This window comes from Xanthomonas sp. LF02-5, from assembly GCF_034105325.1.
GTDB lineage: Bacteria > Pseudomonadota > Gammaproteobacteria > Xanthomonadales > Xanthomonadaceae > Xanthomonas_A > Xanthomonas_A sontii.
This window is the reverse complement of the sequence record NZ_JAXGGF010000005.1, coordinates 287,250-306,967: the sequence shown is the minus strand read 5'-3', so window position 1 is coordinate 306,967 and position 19,718 is coordinate 287,250. Positions and strand designations below refer to the sequence as shown.

The following is a 19,718-nucleotide window of genomic DNA, read 5'->3' as shown; positions in this document are numbered from 1 at the left end:
ATGTCCGAGACCGCCGCTGTCGACCCCTGGCGCGGCCTGCAACTGCATCTGGAGGGCATCGTGCTGCGGCGTTGGCGTACCTGCGACCTGGATGCGCTGGTCCGCCACGCCGACGACGCCCAGGTGGCGCGCGGGCTCAGCCGGCGCTTTCCGCATCCCTACACGCGCGCCGACGGCGAGGCCTTCCTGGGCGGGCAGGTGATCGACCTGAACGACCCGGTGCTGGCGATCGAGATCGGCGGCGAGGCCTGTGGCGGGATCGGCCTGCATGCAGCGGCGCAGCCGGCGCCGGAGCGGGCCGAGCTCGGCTACTGGCTCGGCCGCGCGCACTGGGGCCAGGGCCGGATGACCCGCATCGTCGCCGCCTACCTGGACTGGGCGGTGCCGGCGTTGCGCCTGCAGCGGATCGAGGCGTTGACGCTACCAGACAACCATGGCTCGGCGCGCGTGCTGCAGAAGAACGGCTTCGTTGAGATCGGCACGCGCCGCGAACTGTCGTTGCGCGATGGACAGCCGCGCGATTTGCGCCTGTTCGCGCGGACCCGGGCGGCGGCCTGAGTCGCGCGTCGCCCGTGCGAGCGACGCGCGCGGGCCACGGCTTCAGTAGGAAATGGTGGCCGAGGTCGCGGTGGTGTCCACCGCGTAGTTGCATTGCACGTCCAGGCCCGAGCTGTCGCTGTACGACACCCACGCCGGCGACGCCACCTTCTGCATGCGGTAGTCGTAGACGCCGATCGCATCGAAGGTGATGCTCCCGTCCGGCGGATACTGGTCGCAGCTGTCCACCGCATAGACTTCCAGCGCGCCGCCCACCACCAGGTGCGTCCGGGAGTTGATGTCGTAGGTGGTGCTGAGCCGCACGCTCTGGCCGGTGGTGACGTTGCGCGTGTCCACGTTCCAGTTCGTGCAGGGCAGGCCGTTGTTGCAGGTGGCGTAGGTGTCGCCGACGATCCGGTCGCCGGCCCTGGCCGCGATGAAGTCGCTGTGCCACACCATGCCGTCCTGGCAGCAGTTCCAGCTGCTCAGGTCCCAGCTGTCGTTGTAGCCGCGGTAGCCGAGTACCGGCTGCAGGATCGTGGGATCGTCGCTCTGCATCCCCGGGAAGAAGTACACCGTCTGCTGCGCCACGTTGGTCGGGTTCTGCGGCACCGTCCAGCTGGCCACGATGCGCCCCATCTTGTTGCCGGTCACGTCGATGGCCGACTGCACCCAGTCGTGGGTGATCGGCGGCGGCACCGCGCCGTGCGCGCGTGCTGCCCGCAGCGCCGCGCCAGCGCGGATCGGCTGGCCGTCCAGGCCACGTCCGTCGGGGTGGACGCGGGTGCCGTTGGGGGTGAAGTTGTCCTGGGTGCAGGCCTGCGCCTGTTCGCGCGCGCCATCGGCATGCTGCAGGGCGCCGTCGGCGAGCACGCGGTCGCTGCGATGGACCTGGCGCACGCAGGCCGGCGCGAAGTAGCCGAACGGCGTCTGGATGTAGCCGTCGGGGACGTTGGTGGGCTTGTGCGCGGCGGGCAGGGCGCCGACCCGCGCCAGGCGGGCGTCGGGCGCGGCGGTCTGGGCCAGTGCGCTGGCGCTCAGGCCGAGCAGGGGCAGCATCAGCAGCAGGGCGGCGTGCACGCAGCGGCGTGCGGACGAGGAAAACGGACGGATGTCGGAGTGCATGGGAATCGCCTTGTCGTGAGAATGCGGAGTGCGTTCTCGGGAGCCCGCGGGACACGGCGCTGCGCGATGCGGCGGCGCAGGCCATCGCAGGTATCCCGTCTGCGAAGCGAATGGCACGGTGATGGTGGGTCGATGGCGCCTGCGTGGTGGCGGAAGAAGCGGCGACAATGGACCCGATGCGCACGTCAGGCTTGTCGGATTTGCGCATGCGCTGCCGCGAATTCCGCACGGTGGAAGGCGGGAGCGAACCACTTCACGGTGCGGCCGGAATGCGGGTTGCGCTTTGCGGTGCATGACGTAGACAAGTCTCGGGGCCGCGCTGCGTCATGCCGGGGCAGCCAGTGGGGCGCGGATGAGCGAAAATCCCCGCAGCGCGCCGTCCCGGGCGCGCGCCCCGTGCGTTTTTCAGGAGAGTCCCATGCGTCATGCCCTTCGTTCCCGCTGTGCCGCGTCGGCGCGGTGCGCCTGCGCCGCGGGCGTGCGCCGATGACCTCGCCCTGGGGCAACCGCCCGCGCGGTGGGAATCCTCCCTCTCCCCCCGGGAGAGGGGCCGGGGGCGAGGGTGCGGCGGCGACCAACCGCAACGAACTGCGCCTCTACGGCCTCAACGCGGTGCGCGCGGTGTACGCGCGGCGGCCGGAGGCGATCCGCAAGCTGTACCTGAGCGAGGCGCGGATCCCGGCATTGCAGCCGCTGCTGAAGTGGTGCGTGGCCAACCGGGTCGGCTACCGCGTGGTGGACGAGGCCGATCTGCACAAGCTCGCCGCCAGCAGTCACCACGAGGGCGTGGTGGCCGACGTGCTGCGCGTCGCGCCGCTGGCCCTGGCCGACTGGCTGCAGGCGCTGGCGCCGGGTCCGGCGCTGGCGCTGTGGTTGGATGGCGTGGGCAATCCGCACAATTTCGGCGCGATCCTGCGCTCGGCGGCGCACTTCGGCGTGGGCGCGATCCTGTTGCCGGAGCAGGCCGCACTGGCGCTGTCCGGTGCCGCCGCGCGCGTGGCCGAGGGCGGCGCCGAGGCGGTGCCGCTGGTGCGGCTGCCGCCCACGATGCAGGCGCAGACGCAATTGCGCGGCGCGGGCTTCGCCCTCGCGGCGACGCTGGTGGACGGCGGCGACGATCTGTTCGCCACTGCCTTGCCGCAGCGCCTGGTCTACGTGATGGGCGCCGAGAGCGACGGGATGGACCGCGACTTCGCGCAGGCCTGCGATCTGCGCCTGTCCATCCCCGGCAGCGGCGCGGTGGAAAGCCTCAACGTCGCCGCCGCCACCGCGGTGTTGCTGGGCACCTGGCGCAGCCGGCATCCGCACGGGCGTGCGGCGCGCTGAGCACGGCGTCACGCGCTGAGATGCGGCTGCATTTGGCTACGCAATAGTGTGCGCGCCGGCCGGTTTCGGGTTTGCGAGGGGCCTGCCGGCGGCGTAGCGTGCAGGCGCGCCTCGCCGATGCGATCGCGCCACGCGCGCTGGCGTCGGCGAAACCGCGCAGTCCCCCGCCCGAAAGGGCCATCGTCACTCCTGCGGAGATGTCGCTCATGAAGCTGCTGTTCTCCATCAAGCACCTGCTGTCGTCGAAGAAGCCGCTGAAGTCGTACGCCTGGTACATCTGGTACTGAGCGCCGTGTGCGATGCCGCGCGGCATGCCGTGCGGCCGGTGCCCGGCGGATGCACTGCGCCGGGCGTCGTTCCTCCAGGAGACTGGCGATGTCCGCCACCATGGTCGACCGCGATGCGCGCGCCACGGTCTTCGCGCCGCGTCTGCAGGCGTTGCTGCGCGCGCATGTGGGGCAGGACGCGTTCCGCCTGGATGCCGACACGGTCGGTGTCGCCGGCGCCGCGCTGAGCGACCGCCTGCTCGCGGCCCGGCCCGCCACCGAACACGAACGGCCGACCTTCAAGCCGTTGCACGGCCGCTCGATCGCGCGCAGCGAAGCGGCGAAACTGATGCAGGCGATCGGCCGCGACGTGCGCGAGGCGCTGAAGCGTCCGCCGCCGCCCACGCTCGATCTGTCCGGCCCATGGCCGCACATCGGCCATGTCTATCTGCGCGACCTGCTGCTCGGCGGCGACCCGTGGCGGCTGCGCCTGCTGATGGACCGCACCCTGGAACTGACGCCGCGCCTGACCTGGGCGGTGATCGCCGCCGGCGCGCTCGCAGCGCTGGCGCCGGGCGCGGAGGCCTCGGCGTTGGCCACGCTGCTGTCCGCGGCCGATGGCTACCGCGCGCGCCGCGATGCGATGGGCCTGTACCGGCGCACCGCCGCGCCGGTGTGCTTCACCATTTCCACGCTGGTCGCCAACGCGCTGTGGCTGGGGTCGCCGTTCGACGCGCGCGTCTGCAACCGCAACATCCTCTACGAAACCCTGCGCCTGCTGCCGCCGTCCTGGAACATCCTGCGCAATGCCTCGCCCGAGTACGGTGCGCTGGATCCGCGTATCGGCGCCGCCGACGACGTGCTGGTGCTGCCCTTGCTCAGCCATCGCGATCCGGCGCTGTGGGAGGAGCCGGAGGCGTTCCGGCCCGAGCGCTGGGACGGCGTGGATCCTGATGCGTTGCCCGGCTACCTGCCGTTCGGCCATGCCTCCGAGCGCTGCTGGGGCCGGCACATGGTCATGCCGCTGGCGGAGCGGCTACTGGACCTGCTGCGCGGTCAGGACCTGGTCGCGGACCCGCAGCAGCGTCGCGCCACTGTGCCGTTGACCGGGCTGCTCGGTGTGGCCCAGGTCGACGTGATCCGGCACACGCGCGCGAGGCGTCGCCTGCCGCACGCGGTGACGGCGCTCAGCGCGGTGCGGGCGGCGCGGTGGACCCGCGCGTGACCAGGGTGTAGTCCAGCACCTGATGGGTACCGCGGCTGGGCAGTCCGTCGCGGCGTTGGCGAATTTCGCCGAGCAGCAGCGTCACCGCGGCCCTGCCCATCGCCGCGACCGGCTGGTGGATGGTGGTCAGCTCCGGCCAGATCGTGGTGGCCACCGGCGTGTCGTCGAAACCGGCGATCGACAGATCTTCGGGCACGCGCAGGCGCAGTCCGTGCGCGATCGCCAGCGCTGCCGCGGCCATGTCGTCGTTGCTGCACAGGATCGCGCTGGGACGCGGGGCGACCTGCAGCAACGCAGTGGCCGCGAGCAGGCCGGAGCGGTAGGTGAACAGGCCTTCGGCCACGCGCTCCGGCGCCACCTTCAGCCCGGCCCCGGCCATGGTGTCGAAGAACGCGCGGCTGCGCAGCGCGCTGGGCGTGTGCCCGGGATCGCCGCTGACGAAGCCGATGTCGCGGTGGCCCAGGTCGAGCAGGTGCCGGGTGAGCGCGCACGCCGCCTGGTAGTCGTCGATGCGCACCGAGCTGACCCCGGGCATCGGTGCGCCCGTGGCGACCGCCACCAGCGGAATGCCGCGCGCATCCAGTTCGGCGATGGTCTGCCGCGCATCGCACAGCGGCGGCGGCAGGATCAGGCCATCGGCACCGGCCGCGAGCAGGCGTTCGGTGGCGGCGCGCTGGCTGTCGCTGTCGTCGCTTTTTTCCACCAGCACCTGGCAGCCTTCCAGGCTGCTCTGCTCGAGCATGCCGAGCATGAACTGGTTGAGGTAGGCCGCGCTGGGATTGCTGTAGAGAACGCCGATGCGCGCCAGTCCTGCGGTGCGCAGCGAGCGGCCGGCGAGGTTGGGGCGGTAGCCGAGCGCCTTGATCGACGCTTCGACGCGCTCGCGCATGGTAGCGCTCACGCGCGGGTGGCGATTGATCACGCGCGAAGCAGTCATCGGCGACACGCCCGCATGGCGGGCTACATCCAGCAACGTCACCGCTGAGCCCGCGCGACGTTGCCGTATGCCCATCAAAGGTCCTGGCGCTGCTGCGGAGGGGAAGCCCCTGCGCGCGTCCTGCGCAGGTCCGGTTTACTTTACTCCCTGGGCGGTTCCACTGTCTTGGCCTGGCTGCCGAAACCGCCGTCGGCCTGCGCCGCCAGATATGCGAACACCGCATACGCGGCGAGGTTCTGCGCCAGCGCCTTCGGGTCGATCTTGTCCAGGGTGTCGTCGGCGGTGTGATGCAGATCGAAGTAATCGCTGCCGTCCTGCGCCAGCCAGGCCCAGGCGCCGCCCTTGGCGGCGAGCGGCCCGACGTCCGGGCCGGGGCCGCCGGCGTCCGGCGCATAGGCGATGCCGAGCGGTGCCAGCGCCTCGGCGATCTGCCGGGTCGCCGCGCGCGAGCCGGCGGCATCGCCGGAGCCGGTGTTGAAGGCATAGATGCGGCCGGCGCCGAAGTCGCTCTCGGCGGCGATCTGGTGCCGCGCCACGTCCTTGGCATGCGCCTGCGCATAGGCCTTGCCGCCGTACAGACCCTGCTCCTCGTTGGCGAAGGCGACCACGCGGATGCTGCGCTTGGGCGCCTGCTTGAGCTGGCCGATCAGATGCCCGGCAGCCATGCTGATCGCCACGCCGGCGCCGTCGTCGATCGCGCCGGTGCCCAGGTCCCAGGAATCCAGGTGCCCGCCGATCAGCACCACCTCGTTGGGCAGCGTGCGCCCGGTGATCTGCCCGATCACGTTGTAGGAAGTCGCGGTGCCGTCCCAGCCGCAGTCCAGCGCCAGGCGCAGGCGCACCGGGCCGCGCGCGAGCAGGCGCGCCAGCTGGTCGGCATCGGGCACCGACAGCGCCGCCGCCGGCACCGGCGTCAGTCCTTCGTCGAAGCGGGTGATGCCGGTATGCGGCACGCGGTGCGAATCGGTGCCGGCCGAGCGCATCACGAAACCGATCGCGCCCTTGCGGATCGCTTCCGACGGCCCCTTGCTGCGCACCGCGCCGCCGTTGCCGTAGTCCTTGCCATCGCGGGTGCGCAGCATCTGGTAATCGACGAAGGCGATCTTGCCGCGCAGCGCATCGGCCGGCGCCGCCTGCAACGCGGCCAGGTCGGCGAAGCGCACCACCTCGGCCTCGACCGTGCCGCCTGGGCTGCCGCCCAGCGCGGTGACGGTGAGCGGTTGCGCATGCGCGCCGAGCACCTGCGCGTGTTCGCTGCGCCGCTCCCATTTCGGGAACGTCACCGGCTCGGTCCACACCTTGTCGAAGCCGAGTGCCTTGAATGTCGCCGTGGCCCAGGCCACCGCGCGTGCGTCGGCCTCGCTGCCCGCCATTCGCGGGCCGATCTCGGTGGTCAGCGACTCGACCACCTTCCAGCCGGTGTCGTCGGCCAGTGCCCGCTCGCGCAAGGCCGCCGCGTCGCGGAGTGCCGCCTCCGGGATGCGCGTGGCCTCGGCGGCAACCGCAGGAGAGGACAGACTCAGCACAGCAGCGATGACGACGGCAAGACGACGCATGGAAAACTCCGCGGACACAGGAACCGCGAGCTTAGCAGTGCCTCACCGCCGTGCACGACGCGGCCTCCATGGCGGAAGCCGCGTGTGCCGTCGCGCTTACTCCGGGCGCGGCTCGTGCTTGAGCGAATCGCGGATCTCGCGCAGCAGCAGCACTTCCTCGGTCGGGGCCTTCGGCGCCGGCGGTTCCTTGCGGGCGATGCGGTTGATCGCCTTGACCAGCATGAAGATGGCGAAGGCCACGATCACGAACTGGATGATGGTGTTGAGGAAATCGCCGATGCCGATCACCACGGCCGGTACCGGCTTGCCGGCGGCGTCCACCGTCGCCGCCTTCAGCGTCCATGCCCAGCGCGAAAAATCCACGCCGCCCACGAGCAATCCGATCGGCGGCATGATGATCTTCTCGACCAGCGCGGTGACGATCTTGCCGAACGCGGCGCCGAGCACCACGCCGACCGCCAGGTCCAACACGTTGCCGCGCATGGCGAATTCCTTGAATTCGCGGATCATGCTCATCGGGACTCCTCTCTTGTCAGTGCGGGCCTGTCGCCGCGGCGCTAGCCTAGCGCAGTCGCCGTGGTGGTCGAATCACAGGCGCGCGTATGTCGCGCGACAGGCGCGTCCTCAGCCGATAATGCGGCCGTGCCGCTCGGCCACGTTCTCCAGGCGCGCGCTGAAGCGGTCGCCCGGGCGCAGCGCGGCCACGCCGGCCGGCGTGCCCATGAACACCAGGTCGCCGGCGCGCAACGCGAACAGCTTGGACAGCTCGTGCAGGATCTCCGGCACGTTCCAGATCATCTGCTCCAGCAGCGACTGCTGGCGCACCTCGCCGTTGACTTCCAGCGAGAGGTTCAAGGCCTCCAGCGCCCCGACCTCGCCGGCCGGGATCAGCTCGCTGATCGGCGCGGAGGCGTCGAAGCCCTTGGCGATGTCCCACGGCAGGCCCTTGGCCTTGGCCGCGGCCTGCAGGTCGCGACGGGTCAGGTCCAGGCCCACGCCATAGGCCACGATCAGCGCCTCGGCGCCGTCCACCGGCAGCACGCCGACGGGCGCGTCCTGGCCCAATGCCACCACCAGTTCCACCTCGTGGTGCAGGTCCTGGGTCGCGGACGGGTAGGGGACGGCCTCGTCGCCGATCACCAGCGCATCGGCCGGTTTCATGAAGAAGGTCGGCTGGCCGCGCTCGGCCTTCGAGGCCGGCGCGCTGGCGCCCATCTCACGCGCGTGGTCGGCGAAGTTGCGACCCACGCAGTAGATGCGATGCACCGGAAACAGGCCCTGCCCACGCACGGGAACGCGCGGAGCCTCGGCAGCGGCGAACAGATCTTTCATGAGCATGCATCCAACGAGAGGGGATGCCGCAGTTTAGCGGGTTGGGTTCAACCCGATTCCAACAGGGAAGCGGATGTCGCTCTCACGATTCCCCAATCCCGATTCCCCATTCCCAGCTCTAAAGCGGCAAGGCCGGCTTGCGCACCACCCGATACTCGCCATCGACCACATGGCGGCGCGCGGTGGCCGGGCGCTTGCCGCGCTGGCTCAGCAGCTTCATCGCGATGCCGCCCAGGATCATCGCCGCGCCCACGAACACGCTGACGAACACCAGCCCGGCCAGGATCGCCAGGCCGAGCAGGCCCACGGCCAGCTTGACCAGCGGATGGCGCGGCTTGCGCGGCGCGAAGACGTGCCGGAATTGGTCGAAATTGAAGAGGCGAGCGCGCATGGCAGAACTCTGTTTCAGTTTGAACCGAAGGCGCGCAGTATCGACGCTGTTTTATGTGACGGAGTGAAAACTTCGTTAAGCGAAAAATTAACACTTTGCGGTCAGGGGCTTGCATGTGCTCGCCGGGTGAAGGGTGTGCGGCGTCACGGGTTCCGATCGCCCATGCCAGAATGACCACCCCTTGCTGCCCGCGCTGCGTTCCATGACCGAATCATCTGCCGTGCTGGCGCCGCTGCACGCCCTCGTTTCCGGCGAGCTGGCCGAGGCCGAGACGCTGATCGGCGGCGAGTCCGAATCGCTGCTGCTGTACCGCGAGGGCGACCGCGTGCGCGCGTGGTTGAACGTGTGTCCGCATGCTGGACGCCGCCTGGACTGGGCGCCGGGCCAGTTCCTGAAAAGCCGCGAGGGCCACGTGGTGTGCGCCGCGCATGGCGCCGCGTTCGAACTGCAGGGCGGCGAGTGCGTGTCCGGCCCCTGCCGCGGCCAGAGCCTGCATGCGGTGCCGGTGGACGTGCGCGACGGGCAGGTGGTGCTGGTTTAGCGCGCAGCGCAGGTGCTTGCGACGAGCCGCGCTACAGCGCGTGCCACCAGCCCATCGACATCAGGTTGACCATCAGCACCACCACCAGGGTGTAGACCAGCGACAGTGGGCCGCCGACGCGCCACAGTTCGCGCGGCTGGTAGTTGGCCGGGCCGGTGATCATCGAGATCACCGGATTGGACGCGGTCATCAGGTTATTGGACGCCGACAGCGCCACGATCAGCGCGAACGCGGTGGGATTGCCGCCGGCCGCCAGCGCCAGGTTGACCGCGATCGGCACCATCACGATGGTCGCGCCGACATGGCTGATCACCAGCGAGAACGCGGTGGTCAGCAGGCCCAGGGCGATCTCCAGCGCCCACACCGGCATGCCCTCGGGTAGTCGCGCAATGGTATGCCCGGCAACCCAGGCCGCCGCGCCGCTGCTGTCCATCGCCCAGCCCAGCGGGATCAGCCCGGCCATCAGGAACACGGTCTTCCAGTTGATCGCCGCGTAGGCCTCGTCCATGCGCAGCACGCCGGTCAGCAGCATGCCGGCCACACCGGTCATCAGGGTCAGCGCCACCGGCAGCCTGGAGGTCAGCGCGATCAGGATGGTCAGGGCGAAGATCGTCATTGCGATCTTGAACTTGTGCGGGCGGTGCTCGCCCTTGGGGTAGTCGGTGACCACCACGAAATCGCGGCTTTCCGAGGCCTGCGCCAGGTCCTGCCAGATGCTGTGGAACACCAGCATGTCGCCGGCGCGCAGCGGCACCTTGCGCACGTCCTCGCGGATCACCTGCTTGTCGCGGTTGATCGCCAGCAGGCTGATCCCGGCCTGCTTGCGCAGGCGCAGCTCGGCCGCGCTCTTGCCGATGAAGCGCGAGGTCGGCGGGATCACCGCCTCGGAGATGCCGGCGCGGCTGGGGTTGAACAGGTCGCCGAGGTTGCGCAGGCGCGAGGACAGGCGCAGGAACTGGTTCTGCGCGAAATCGGCCACCTGCTGGCGCGCGCCCATCACCCCGAGCACGCTGCCGACCCAGATGCGCATGTCCGCCGGCGGCGCCAGGCGGGTGTCGTTGCCGGTCTTCAGGGCCAGCAGCAGCGGCGCGTTGTGCACCGTCTCGGCCTCGCCCAGGGTCATGCCGACCAGCGGGCTGTCGGCACTGACGATCAGCTCGAACACGTCGCCTTCGATGCCGTAGGTGCGGGCGAAATAGCTCTCGGTGCGCGCCGGGGTGACGCCGTCGTTGATCAGTCGCTCTTCTTCGGCCAGCGCCTTGTCGCCACGCACGCGGAAATAGATCAGCGAGGCCGCCAGCAGCGCCACGCCGATCGGCAGCGGCGCGAACATGCGCAGCGGCTCGATGGTGGCCATGCCCGAGGGCAGGTTGTTGTTGGCCGACTGCAGCAGGTCGTTGAGCAGGATCAGCGGCGAGTTGCCGACCATGGTCAGCGCGCCGCCCATCACGATGGCCGCGGCGATCGGCAGCAGCAGCCGCTGCAGGGTCAGCCCGGTGCGCCCGGCCAGGCGCGAGGCCACCGGCAGGTACAGCGCCATCACCGAGGGGTTCTGCATGAACGAGGAGTTGAGCCCGGCGATGGCGGTGGTCAGCAGCATCAGCCGCTCCTCCACCCCGCGTGCGCGGCGCAGCAGCCACGACGCCAGCCGGTTCAGCGCGCCGGTGCGCTCCAGCCCGGCGCCGAGGATGGTGGTGGCGATGATGCTCATCACCGCGTTACCGGAGAAGCCGCTGAACAGCTCCTCCGGCGCGATCAGACCGGTCACCCCGAGCACCACCAGCACCACCAGCGCCACCACGTCGGCGCGGATCCGCTCGAACACGAACATCGCCATGGTGAAGCCGACCAGCCCGAGCACGAGCTTCATATCGGTGGTCAGCGTCAGCGCGGTGTCCATGCGAGGCCGGGAATGGGGAATCGGGAATGGAGAATGGCAGAAGCGGCCGGTCGTCGCAGGTCGTCGCTATCGGGGGGCGGCAGACGAGGGCTCTTCCGATTCCCCATTCCCCGTTCCCGATTCCCGGTCGTACAGCAAATCCCACACCCCATGCCCCAGATTCTGGCCACGGGTCTCGAAGTGGGTCTGCGGGCGCCAGTCCGGGCGCGGGACGTGGCCGCGCGGGCCGGCGCGGTTGACCAGGCCGGGGGTGGCGTCGAGCACGTCCCACATCTGTTCGGCGTAATCGGCCCAGTCGGTGGCGCAGTGCAGGCGGCCGCCGTCGCGCAGCTTGCGCACCAGCAGCGCGGCGAAGGCCGGCTGCAGCAGGCGCCGCTTGTTGTGGCGCTTCTTGTGCCAGGGGTCGGGGAAGTAAATGCGCACTTCGTCCAGGCTGCCGTCGGCGATCTCGTGCTGCAGCACCTCCACCGCATCGTGGTGGTACAGGCGCACGTGATCGGCGCCGTCCTCGGCCAAGGCGTTGAGTAGGCGGCCCACGCCCGGCGCGTGCACCTCGATGCCGATGTAGTCGCGGCTGGGGTCGTGCTGCGCGGCATGGCGCAGCGCGGCGCCGTTGCCGAAGCCGATCTCCAGCACCTTGGGCGCGGTGCGGCCGAAAGTGGCGTCCAGATCGCGCGGCTGGCCGCTGTAGTCCAGGCCGAAGCGCGGCCACAGCGCGTCGAATGCGCGCTGCTGCGCCGGCGTGAAGCGCCCCTGGCGCAGCACGAAGCTGCGCACCTGGCGATGGCCTTCCTCGACGGTGAAGGGTTTCGGCGGGGTCTTGGCGCCGGCGCTGGAGAACGGATCGGTCATGCCTGCGGCCTCACCCGATCAATCCGTCGACCGGCGAGGAGGCGCTGGCGTAGCGCTTGCGCGGGATGCGCCCGGCCAGGAACGCCTCGCGGCCGGCCTCCACCGCCTTGCGCATGGCGCTGGCCATCAGCACGGGGTTGCGCGCGCCGGCGATGGCGGTGTTCATCAGCACGCCGTCGCAGCCCAGCTCCATCGCGATCGCCGCGTCCGAGGCGGTGCCGACGCCGGCGTCGACGATGATCGGCACCTTGGCGTTGTCGATGATCTCCAGCAGGTTGTAGCGGTTCTGGATGCCCAGGCCGGAGCCGATCGGTGCGGCCAGCGGCATCACCGCCACGCAGCCGATCTCTTCCAGGCGCTTGGCCAGGATCGGGTCGTCGCTGGTATAGACCATCACCTCGAAGCCGTCGGCGACCAGGATTTCCGCGGCCTTGAGGGTCTGCACCACGTCCGGGAACAGGGTGCGCTGGTCGCCCAGCACTTCCAGCTTGGTCAGGTTGTGGCCGTCGAGCAGTTCGCGCGCCAGCCGGCAGGTGCGCACCGCGTCCTCGGCGGTGTAGCAGCCGGCGGTGTTGGGCAGGATGGTGTACTGCTCCGGCGGCAGCACGTCGAGCAGGTTGGGCTCGCCCGGATTCTGGCCGATGTTGCTGCGGCGGATCGCCACGGTGACGATCTGCGCGGCGGCGGCCTCGGTGGCCAGGCGGGTCTGTTCGAGATCGGCGAACTTGCCGGTGCCGGTGAGCAGGCGCGAACGGTAGGGTTTGCCGGCGATCACCAGCGCATCGTGGGGGGCGGGAGCGTTCATCGGCGGATTATCGCCCATCGCACCGGCCCTGCCGAGCCCGCGCACGGCGGTGAGATTCAGCCGCCGCCCAGCGCGTGCACGATCTCGACCCGGTCGCCGGCGTGCAGTTCGTGCTCGGCATGCGCGCCGCGCGGCACGATCTCGCCGTTGACCTCGACCGCCACGCGCCGCTGGCCCAGCCCTTCGGCCTGCAGCAGCGCGGCCACGGTGGTGGCCGGCGCCAGCGTGCATTGTCTGCCGTTCAATTCGATGTTCATGCCATCATTGTGCAATGCGCGCCGTGGGCGTGCGAGTCGCAATCTTGCGGCAGTGCAACGTGAGCGTGTCCGGCAGAGGTGGAATGATGTCGGCCATGCGGCTACGTATGGTGCGGCCGCTCCCCCGTTTCGCTGCATTTCTCGTGTTCCATTTCTGCCCGGGAGGGCTTCCATGACTTCGTCCATCCGTCCGCTCCGTTCGCTGCTCGCCGCCGCGATCGTGCTCGCCGCCGCGCCTGCGTTCGCGCAGTCCACCTACAGCCGCACCGTGTTCTTCGGCGACAGCCTGACCGACGCGGGCTACTACCGTCCGCTGCTGCCGGCCTCGGTGCGTGCGGTGACCGGCCAGTTCACCACCAACCCCGACTTCGTCTGGGCGCAGTACGTGGCCGAGTATTACGGCACCAACGCCGCCGCCAACGGCAACGGCCAGATCGGCGACGACTATGCCGCCGGCAATGCCCGTGTCGGCGTGGCAAACCCGAGCGCGCTGGGCGTGGCGCCGTCGCTTGCGACCCAGGCCAGCAACTACCTGGCTGCCAACGGCGGCAAGGCCGACCCGAACGCGCTGTATTCGGTGTGGGGCGGTGCCAACGACCTGTTCGCCATCGCCGGCGGTGCGCCGGTGCAGGCCACCATCGGCAATGCCGTGACCGCCGAAGTGGGCATCGTCGCCAGCCTGCAGAACGCCGGTGCGCGCTATGTCATGGTCAACAACCTGCCGGACGTCGGCATCACCCCGCGCTTCCGTGCCGGCGGCGCCGCGGCGATGGCGCAGGGCACCGCGCTCGCCACCGCCTACAACACCGCGCTGTTCTCCGGCCTCAAGAGCGCCGGGCTGCGGGTGATCCCGGTCGATACCTTCCACCTGCTGCAGGAAGTGGTGGCCAACCCGGGCGCCTACGGCTTCACCAACGTCACCGGCACCGCCTGCCAGCCGCAGATCACCGCGCAGTCGCTGACCTGCAACCCGACCAGCTACGTAAGCGCCGATGCCGCCGACACCTATGTGTTCGCCGACGGCGTGCACCCGACCGGCCGCACCCACGAACTGCTGGCGCAGTACGCGCTGTCGATCCTGGAAGGCCCGCGCACCCAGCAGATCCTGACGCACTCGGCGCAGATGGTCGGCCGCTCGCGCGCCGACCAGGTCGCCTGGCACGTCGACGGCCGCCCGGAAGCGGATGGCGTGCGCTGGTGGGGCAACCTGCGCGGCGACATGCAGCGCTACCAGCACGGCGACCTGTACGACGGCATGGCCCCGGCCGGTCTGTTCGGCGTGGACTGGTCGCGTGGCGAGTGGGTGTTCGGCGGCTTCGGCGGCTTCGGTCGCACCGATGCCGACTTCGGCAACCGCGGCGGCGACTACACCCAGGACGACAGCACCCTCGGCGGCTTCGCCGGCTGGTACGGCGAGCATGCCTGGGTCAACGCCCAGGTCAGCTACACCTGGCTGAGCTACGACGTCACCCGCAAGGTCAACCTCGGCCCGGCCACCATCGAGCACAAGGGCTCGCCGGACGGCAGCAACCTGACCGCGGCGCTGCAGGGCGGCTACGAGTTCGGCGAAGGAAGCTTCAAGCACGGCCCGGTGGCCGCGGCGATCTGGCAGAAGGTCAAGCTCGACGGCTACACCGAGAGCAACCCGAACTCCAGCGCGCTGGGCTACAGCGACCGCGACGTCGAGTCGATGGTCGGCCGCATCGGCTGGAAGGCCAGCATCGATGCCGGCACGGTGAAGCCGTACCTGCAGGCCACCTACGACCACGAGTTCAAGAAGAACCAGGAAGCCACCGCGTGGCTGCAGACCATGTCCGACCTGGGCGAGTACGCGGTGCCGGGAATCAACTTCGACCGCAACTACGCGTCGGTGGTGCTGGGCGCGCGGACCAAGCTGTGGGGCTTCGAGAGCAACGTCGGCCTCGCCACCACCACCGGCCAGTCGCGCGCACACGACACCTCGCTGTTCGTGAACTTCGGCGGCAGCTTCTAAGCACTGCCCGACGTTGCCTGCCTTGCCCGGCTGTGTGCCGGGCAGGGTAGGGCAGATGGGGTGACGTAAACCAATGGGATTGGATGCCAGTTGTGGGAGGGGCTTCAGCCCCGACGCCTCGGAATGCGAGCCGTCGGGACTGAAGCCCCTTTCGCATTTGCCGGGCCATCATCGCCGGCCGCTTCGGGAACATGGCGCGCTGCAGCCGCATCGCGCCGATTTCTTGCGCAACCCCCGGCCCAGCGCATAGACTGCACCGGCAACGCGGGCGTAGCTCAATGGTAGAGCTGTAGCTTCCCAAGCTACTGACGTGGGTTCGATTCCCATCGCCCGCTCCACGTTCCAACTTAGTCTGCAAGTGATTGACTGGGTTGAAGATTCAGGCCGATTGATGATTCCGAGCGATGCCCTCCGAGGTATCAATCGAGGTATCAATCTTGCCCAAGCCTCTTATCATTTTGCGCTCGGCTGGCCTGTGTGCGCGCTTCTTTGTTCCCGCTGATCTGAAGCCCATGGTCGGCGCACGCTACGTCTTTTCGACCAAGGCGAGTATTTTGGAACCATCCAAGTTACTGGCTTGATTTTCTATAGGTCGGGCTTGGCGGACTATCGCGTGGGTTGAGAAGTGGAGCGCGCTTTGAGGGGCATGAAAGACGTATCGCTTTGGTGCGTCTTGACCACATTCGGAAATCGGTTGTCTCCGGCAAGACAAGAGTGAACTTCATTTTGCAAATTTCAAGCGAGAATATGAATCTGGCCTCAATAGACGAGATTTTCGTCGGTCGGGGGTTTTCAAGTATCCAGGGCGAGATGTCTCTGGCGACCGCAGTTTTTGGGTCTGATAGCTATCAAAAGTTTATCAAAAATCAGTCCTTTCCAGAATTCTTTGTTGCCGCTAAGGAGCGTGAGAGTGAGCTTGGCGTCCGACTCGCGGAGTGGAATGCCACCTCTCGAGAAGAGGTTAGTAAGGCCATTGAGCTTATCTTGGATGATCCTATTCTCGATTTCTTGCGAAAGCGTGATTTGTTCGTGCGGTTCTTTCCTGAGCAACTCGGACAGATGCTCTCTGTGCATCTGCCGGCATATCAAGAAAGCGTCGAGCAGGAGGTTGAAAATCTCTGCATCGTCACGCGTGGAGCGGTCATCGATTTGAAGGGAGGCGAAGCGATTGTTGCGCGGAAGCAAATATTCAATGAGGTGGCGAGAGACGCCTTTGCGAAAATTGGGCTATCTGTTGCCGGCGAGAAGGATGGGCTGCTTCACTTTTCTGGGGTGGGAAACGACGGTGCCAAGTTTTCGGCGCAGATGGAGCCTTCATCCCTCACTAGAATATACTTGACGTATATGTGGCCGACCATTCGATACTGGCCTTTGATGTATTTTAGCTTGGTCGTTAAGAAGAGAGTAAAGGGCGAGAAGAAAGCGGCGATCATGATGCCGCCCGGCGTCCAGTCATTGGCAGCGCTGCGCTTGGGCAAATACGAAGACAGTCACTCGCTAGAAATTGCTGTGCGCGCCTTGGCGCTCTGGATCGAACTGGGATTTTTCGGTGGCCCAGCCAAAAAGAACTGTTGAAATGATCAGAACTTTGAGCTTTTCCGGGTGTCTGGTTGCGCTCTGCTCAGAGCAGGCCTTCGCAGTCACATGCACGACAGTGCCTTCCAAGGCCGGAAACAAGCGCATTGGACTGCACTAGGCGCGAAGTCCGAGCGTGTGATGGGTTTCGTTGAGGCGATAGAGGGTGAAGTTATTTTCTTCGATCACGATTTCATTCACGCAGCACGGCTCCTGCTTGATGCGCCAATAGCGCCTCAGCGGAAGTCCTAGGCATTGCAGCAGAAGCACCCGATTGATGCTGTCGTGGCCGACGAGGACCACGGTCTGGCCGCTGTGATGGTGCAGGATGTGCTGTAGAACCCGCATGGCGCGAACCAGGACATCCGCCAGCGTTTCGCCCCCCGGAATCACAGCCAGGTCCGGCATCGCAAACCAGGTCCGTGCGATGTCGGGCCAGCGCGCAGCCACCTCTTCGTGCGTCAGTCCCTGCCACTGGCCGTAATGGATGTCGGACAGGTCGTCCAGGATCGTGGTCGGCACGCCGGTCGCTTGCGCGATCGCTGCACCGGTCCGCACGCACCGCGACAGCGGACTGGTGCAGATCGCGTGCGGTGTCCAGCTTTGCGCGACGCGCGTCGCCAAGGCTGCGGCCTGCAGTTCGCCAAGCTGCGATAGCGGCAGTTCCGCACGCCCGCGGAACCGCTCGGGTGCAATCCAGTCGACATGCCCATGGCGGGCGAGGATCAGGGTGGTCATGGCCCCTTTCTCTCATTGTCTTGTCGAACCAGCGCTGAGCGGTCGCGAGCCAGCCGAGACAGCCGCCGGCTCACTGTCAAACTCGCTTCATCGACCAGCGCTAGCCTGGCCGACGCCTGAGCGTTCGCTCGTTGCCGGTGTTGCTTCTCGTGGTCGATCACAGTCGTCGTCGTTTTCTCACCCGCACGTCCATGGCCCTCGGGGCCGGCGCGACCATGCCGCTGTTGCCGGGCGTCATCCGCAGTGCGCTGGCGGTGCCGCCGGCGCGGGTCACCGGCACGCTGCAGGACGTGCAGCATGTGGTGATCCTGATGCAGGAGAACCGCTCCTTCGATCATTACTTCGGCTGCCTGCGCGGGGTGCGCGGCTATGGCGATCCGCGGCCGCTGCGGCTGCCCAGCGGCAAGCCGGTCTGGTACCAGCCCGAGCGCAAGGGCAGCGATCGTTACGTGCTGCCGTTCCGGCTCAACAGCCAGACCAGCAGCGCGCAGTGGATGAAGGATCTCAACCACGACTGGAAGGGCTCGCACGAGACCTGGAAGCACCACGATGCCTGGATCGCGCAGAAGAGCGCGATGAGCATGGGCCACTTCCAGCGCGAGGACCTGCCGTTCTACTACGCGCTGGCCGACGCCTTCACCCTTTGCGACGGCTACCACGCCTCGCTGTTCGGCCCGACCAATCCCAATCGCATGTACATGTTCACCGGCACCAGCGGCCTGAGCGTCGGCAACGACGGCGAGCAGGCGGTGAACAACCGCGACGACGGCAACTGGACCGGGGACATGGCGCGCGACAATCCGCGCTTTCCCGGCTACACCTGGAGCACCTACTCCGAGCGCCTGCAGCAGGCCGGCATCAGTTGGCAGGTCTATCAGGAGTTCGACAACTACGGCGACAACAGCCATCCGTACTTCGCCAACTTTCGCAAGCTGGACCGCGCGTCGCCGTTGTACCGCCGCGGCCGCGCCATCGTGCCTGGCTCCACCGCCGACAACGCCAAGGCCTCGCGCGGCGAACACCTGGTGGCCGCGTTCGAGCGCGACGTGCGTGCCGGTACGCTGCCGCAGGTGTCGTGGATCGTCGCGCCGTACCTGCTCAGCGAGCATCCCGAGGCCACCCCGGCCTATGGCGAATCCTTGAGCGCGCGGCTGCTGGAGGTGCTGGCCGCTTCGCCGGAGGTCTGGTCGAAGACCGTGTTCCTGATCAACTACGACGAGAACGACGGTTTCTTCGACCACGTGCCGCCGGCGTTGCCGGCGATCCGGCCGGAGCTGGGCGCCAGCAACGTGGACCTACATGGCGAGGACTACCACGGCGTGCCGGTCGGGCTGGGGCCGCGGGTGCCGATGCTGGTGGTGTCGCCGTGGAGCCGCGGCGGCTGGGTGAACTCGCAGGTGTTCGACCACACCTCGGTGCTGCGCTTCCTGGAGCAGCGTTTCGGCGTGATGGAGCCGAACATCAATCCCTGGCGCCGCGCGGTTGCCGGCGATCTGACTTCCACGTTGGACTTCGTCGGCCACGATTCGGCGCCGGTGGCCTTGCCGGACACCCGCGACTACATCGCCCGCATCGATGCCACCGCGACGCTGCCGCCGCCACAGCGCCCTGCCCAGCAGGCGCTGCCGGTGCAGGAGCCCGGGCAGCGCCCGGCACGCGCGCTGCCCTACGATTTCGATGTGCGGCTGCAGGTGCAGGCAGACGCGCGCGTGTTGCGCATGCGCAACCGCGGCACGGCCGGCGTTGCGCTCAATGCCTATGCCGACGAGGGTGTGGCCGGGCCCTGGTTCTACACGCTGGCCGCCGGCAGCGAGCTGCAGGATGCGCGCCCCTGGCGCGGCGCTGCCGCCGATGCCGGCTACGCGCTGCGCGTGCATGGCCCCAACGGTTTCCTGCGCGAGTTCCATGGCGACGGGATCGGCGATGCCGGTCTGCAGGCCGAGGCCGACTACGATGCCGCCGCGCAATGCTTGCTGCTGACGCTGGTCAATGCCGGTGAGCAGCCCTGCGCGTTGCGCGTGCGCGACGGGTATCGCGGCGATGGTGGCGAGCAGGCGATCACGCTCGCTGCCGGTGATCGCACCGTCCTGCGTCTGCCGCTGCAGGCACAGCACCACTGGTATGACCTGACCATCGACAGCGCGACTTTGCCGCAGTGGCGGCGGCGCCTGGCCGGACACATCGAGACCGGCCTGCCGAGCATGAGCGATCCGGCGATCGGCCGCGCGGTCGACGCGTAGTGGCTGCACTGGCGCTCTGATGCGTGGCCAGTTTCTGGCTGAGCACGGATGTTGCTGGAGCAGGACCTATAGGTAATGTGGCCGCTGCAGGAGCCGCTGTGATCCGGGTTCGCCAAGCGAGG

At 68.3% G+C, this 19,718-nt stretch carries 19 protein-coding genes and 1 tRNA gene; 9 read left to right on the top strand and 11 right to left on the bottom strand.

Annotated elements, in window-relative coordinates:
* On the top strand, positions 1-558 hold the full coding sequence (locus SLW52_RS15050) for a GNAT family protein (RefSeq protein ID WP_267083733.1): 558 nt from the start codon (positions 1-3) through the stop codon (positions 556-558).
* A gap of 42 nt (positions 559-600) precedes the next feature.
* Here SLW52_RS15050 and SLW52_RS15045 read toward each other — a convergent pair whose 3' ends face one another.
* Positions 601-1,662 carry a hypothetical protein gene (locus tag SLW52_RS15045; protein WP_295930520.1) on the bottom strand — a complete coding sequence of 354 codons (1,062 nt, stop codon included), beginning with the start codon at positions 1,660-1,662 and terminating at the stop codon, positions 601-603.
* A gap of 486 nt (positions 1,663-2,148) precedes the next feature.
* Between SLW52_RS15045 and SLW52_RS15040 the strand changes: the two genes are divergently transcribed.
* The 3 genes from SLW52_RS15040 (at position 2,149) to SLW52_RS15030 (ending at position 4,479) form a co-directional block, all read left to right on the top strand.
* Positions 2,149-2,988, top strand: coding sequence for a TrmH family RNA methyltransferase (locus SLW52_RS15040; protein WP_267083732.1), 840 nt, complete (start codon positions 2,149-2,151; stop codon positions 2,986-2,988).
* Positions 2,989-3,185: 197 nt separating this feature from the next.
* The gene (locus SLW52_RS15035; RefSeq protein ID WP_017911958.1) at positions 3,186-3,275 is read left to right on the top strand and encodes a tryptorubin family RiPP precursor; all 90 of its coding nucleotides are present in this window, start codon (positions 3,186-3,188) and stop codon (positions 3,273-3,275) included.
* Positions 3,276-3,363: 88 nt separating this feature from the next.
* Positions 3,364-4,479, top strand: a complete 1,116-nt coding sequence (locus SLW52_RS15030; protein WP_320740569.1) for a cytochrome P450 — start codon at positions 3,364-3,366, stop codon at positions 4,477-4,479.
* On the opposite strand, the gene SLW52_RS15025 is transcribed toward SLW52_RS15030, so the two are convergent.
* The 5 genes from SLW52_RS15025 to SLW52_RS15005 all read right to left on the bottom strand — a co-directional run bounded on the left by SLW52_RS15025 (position 4,442) and on the right by SLW52_RS15005 (position 8,695).
* A complete protein-coding gene (locus SLW52_RS15025; RefSeq protein ID WP_295976353.1) occupies positions 4,442-5,494 on the bottom strand; it encodes a LacI family DNA-binding transcriptional regulator in 1,053 nt (350 codons plus the stop codon). The two genes, SLW52_RS15030 and SLW52_RS15025, sit on opposite strands and share 38 nt — an antisense overlap.
* A gap of 62 nt (positions 5,495-5,556) precedes the next feature.
* Positions 5,557-6,972: a M28 family peptidase gene (locus tag SLW52_RS15020; RefSeq protein ID WP_295976355.1), complete on the bottom strand. Its 1,416-nt coding sequence runs from the start codon at positions 6,970-6,972 to the stop codon at positions 5,557-5,559.
* Between the two features lie 96 nt (positions 6,973-7,068).
* Positions 7,069-7,488, bottom strand: a complete 420-nt coding sequence (mscL, locus tag SLW52_RS15015) for a large-conductance mechanosensitive channel protein MscL (RefSeq protein ID WP_017910415.1) — start codon at positions 7,486-7,488, stop codon at positions 7,069-7,071.
* Between the two features lie 108 nt (positions 7,489-7,596).
* Positions 7,597-8,304, bottom strand: a complete 708-nt coding sequence (locus SLW52_RS15010; protein WP_295976356.1) for a fumarylacetoacetate hydrolase family protein — start codon at positions 8,302-8,304, stop codon at positions 7,597-7,599.
* Positions 8,305-8,422: 118 nt separating this feature from the next.
* The gene (locus SLW52_RS15005; RefSeq protein ID WP_017910413.1) at positions 8,423-8,695 is read right to left on the bottom strand and encodes a hypothetical protein; all 273 of its coding nucleotides are present in this window, start codon (positions 8,693-8,695) and stop codon (positions 8,423-8,425) included.
* A 202-nt stretch (positions 8,696-8,897) separates the two neighbouring features.
* Here SLW52_RS15005 and SLW52_RS15000 point away from each other — a divergent pair, with 202 nt between their 5' ends.
* Positions 8,898-9,236: a Rieske (2Fe-2S) protein gene (locus SLW52_RS15000; RefSeq protein ID WP_267122961.1), complete on the top strand. Its 339-nt coding sequence runs from the start codon at positions 8,898-8,900 to the stop codon at positions 9,234-9,236.
* A 31-nt stretch (positions 9,237-9,267) separates the two neighbouring features.
* Here the strand turns inward: SLW52_RS15000 and SLW52_RS14995 are convergent, their stop codons facing one another.
* The 4 genes from SLW52_RS14995 to thiS all read right to left on the bottom strand — a co-directional run bounded on the left by SLW52_RS14995 (position 9,268) and on the right by thiS (position 13,050).
* Positions 9,268-11,136: an SLC13 family permease gene (locus tag SLW52_RS14995; RefSeq protein WP_010341810.1), complete on the bottom strand. Its 1,869-nt coding sequence runs from the start codon at positions 11,134-11,136 to the stop codon at positions 9,268-9,270.
* A gap of 66 nt (positions 11,137-11,202) precedes the next feature.
* Positions 11,203-11,988: a tRNA (guanosine(46)-N7)-methyltransferase TrmB gene (gene trmB / locus SLW52_RS14990; RefSeq protein WP_295976358.1), complete on the bottom strand. Its 786-nt coding sequence runs from the start codon at positions 11,986-11,988 to the stop codon at positions 11,203-11,205.
* Between the two features lie 10 nt (positions 11,989-11,998).
* The gene (locus tag SLW52_RS14985) at positions 11,999-12,793 is read right to left on the bottom strand and encodes a thiazole synthase (protein WP_017910410.1); all 795 of its coding nucleotides are present in this window, start codon (positions 12,791-12,793) and stop codon (positions 11,999-12,001) included.
* Between the two features lie 56 nt (positions 12,794-12,849).
* On the bottom strand, positions 12,850-13,050 hold the full coding sequence (gene thiS, locus SLW52_RS14980) for a sulfur carrier protein ThiS (RefSeq protein ID WP_017914741.1): 201 nt from the start codon (positions 13,048-13,050) through the stop codon (positions 12,850-12,852).
* A 172-nt stretch (positions 13,051-13,222) separates the two neighbouring features.
* On the opposite strand from thiS, the gene SLW52_RS14975 reads away from it, so the two are divergent.
* The 3 genes from SLW52_RS14975 (at position 13,223) to SLW52_RS14965 (ending at position 16,618) form a co-directional block, all read left to right on the top strand.
* Positions 13,223-15,043: an autotransporter domain-containing esterase gene (locus SLW52_RS14975; RefSeq protein ID WP_017910408.1), complete on the top strand. Its 1,821-nt coding sequence runs from the start codon at positions 13,223-13,225 to the stop codon at positions 15,041-15,043.
* A gap of 264 nt (positions 15,044-15,307) precedes the next feature.
* Positions 15,308-15,381: transfer RNA gene (locus SLW52_RS14970), tRNA-Gly, on the top strand.
* A 328-nt stretch (positions 15,382-15,709) separates the two neighbouring features.
* Positions 15,710-16,618 (top strand): hypothetical protein, encoded by a 909-nt coding sequence (locus tag SLW52_RS14965; RefSeq protein ID WP_295976360.1) that lies wholly within the window; start codon positions 15,710-15,712, stop codon positions 16,616-16,618.
* 117 nt (positions 16,619-16,735) lie between these two features.
* Here the strand turns inward: SLW52_RS14965 and SLW52_RS14960 are convergent, their stop codons facing one another.
* Positions 16,736-17,356, bottom strand: a complete 621-nt coding sequence (locus tag SLW52_RS14960) for a histidine phosphatase family protein (RefSeq protein ID WP_295976362.1) — start codon at positions 17,354-17,356, stop codon at positions 16,736-16,738.
* Between the two features lie 191 nt (positions 17,357-17,547).
* Between SLW52_RS14960 and SLW52_RS14955 the strand changes: the two genes are divergently transcribed.
* Positions 17,548-19,596 (top strand): phospholipase C, phosphocholine-specific, encoded by a 2,049-nt coding sequence (locus SLW52_RS14955; RefSeq protein ID WP_267122122.1) that lies wholly within the window; start codon positions 17,548-17,550, stop codon positions 19,594-19,596.
* The last annotated feature ends 122 nt before the right edge of the window (positions 19,597-19,718 follow it).

What these genes read in the sequence shown, in the direction of transcription:
- SLW52_RS15040 (WP_267083732.1), top strand. Translation starts at nt 2,149, where the DNA reads ATGACCTCGCCCTGGGGCAACCGCCCGCGCGGTGGGAATCCTCCCTCT.
- SLW52_RS15005 (WP_017910413.1), bottom strand. Translation starts at nt 8,695, where the DNA reads ATGCGCGCTCGCCTCTTCAATTTCGACCAATTCCGGCACGTCTTCGCG.
- SLW52_RS14995 (WP_010341810.1), bottom strand. Translation starts at nt 11,136, where the DNA reads ATGGACACCGCGCTGACGCTGACCACCGATATGAAGCTCGTGCTCGGG.
- mscL (WP_017910415.1), bottom strand. Translation starts at nt 7,488, where the DNA reads ATGAGCATGATCCGCGAATTCAAGGAATTCGCCATGCGCGGCAACGTG.
- SLW52_RS15020 (WP_295976355.1), bottom strand. Translation starts at nt 6,972, where the DNA reads ATGCGTCGTCTTGCCGTCGTCATCGCTGCTGTGCTGAGTCTGTCCTCT.
- SLW52_RS15035 (WP_017911958.1), top strand. Translation starts at nt 3,186, where the DNA reads ATGTCGCTCATGAAGCTGCTGTTCTCCATCAAGCACCTGCTGTCGTCG.
- SLW52_RS14975 (WP_017910408.1), top strand. Translation starts at nt 13,223, where the DNA reads ATGACTTCGTCCATCCGTCCGCTCCGTTCGCTGCTCGCCGCCGCGATC.
- SLW52_RS15030 (WP_320740569.1), top strand. Translation starts at nt 3,364, where the DNA reads ATGTCCGCCACCATGGTCGACCGCGATGCGCGCGCCACGGTCTTCGCG.
- SLW52_RS14985 (WP_017910410.1), bottom strand. Translation starts at nt 12,793, where the DNA reads ATGAACGCTCCCGCCCCCCACGATGCGCTGGTGATCGCCGGCAAACCC.
- SLW52_RS15050 (WP_267083733.1), top strand. Translation starts at nt 1, where the DNA reads ATGTCCGAGACCGCCGCTGTCGACCCCTGGCGCGGCCTGCAACTGCAT.
- SLW52_RS14955 (WP_267122122.1), top strand. Translation starts at nt 17,548, where the DNA reads ATGGCCCTCGGGGCCGGCGCGACCATGCCGCTGTTGCCGGGCGTCATC.
- trmB (WP_295976358.1), bottom strand. Translation starts at nt 11,988, where the DNA reads ATGACCGATCCGTTCTCCAGCGCCGGCGCCAAGACCCCGCCGAAACCC.
- SLW52_RS15045 (WP_295930520.1), bottom strand. Translation starts at nt 1,662, where the DNA reads ATGCACTCCGACATCCGTCCGTTTTCCTCGTCCGCACGCCGCTGCGTG.
- SLW52_RS15000 (WP_267122961.1), top strand. Translation starts at nt 8,898, where the DNA reads ATGACCGAATCATCTGCCGTGCTGGCGCCGCTGCACGCCCTCGTTTCC.
- thiS (WP_017914741.1), bottom strand. Translation starts at nt 13,050, where the DNA reads ATGAACATCGAATTGAACGGCAGACAATGCACGCTGGCGCCGGCCACC.
- SLW52_RS14960 (WP_295976362.1), bottom strand. Translation starts at nt 17,356, where the DNA reads ATGACCACCCTGATCCTCGCCCGCCATGGGCATGTCGACTGGATTGCA.
- SLW52_RS15010 (WP_295976356.1), bottom strand. Translation starts at nt 8,304, where the DNA reads ATGAAAGATCTGTTCGCCGCTGCCGAGGCTCCGCGCGTTCCCGTGCGT.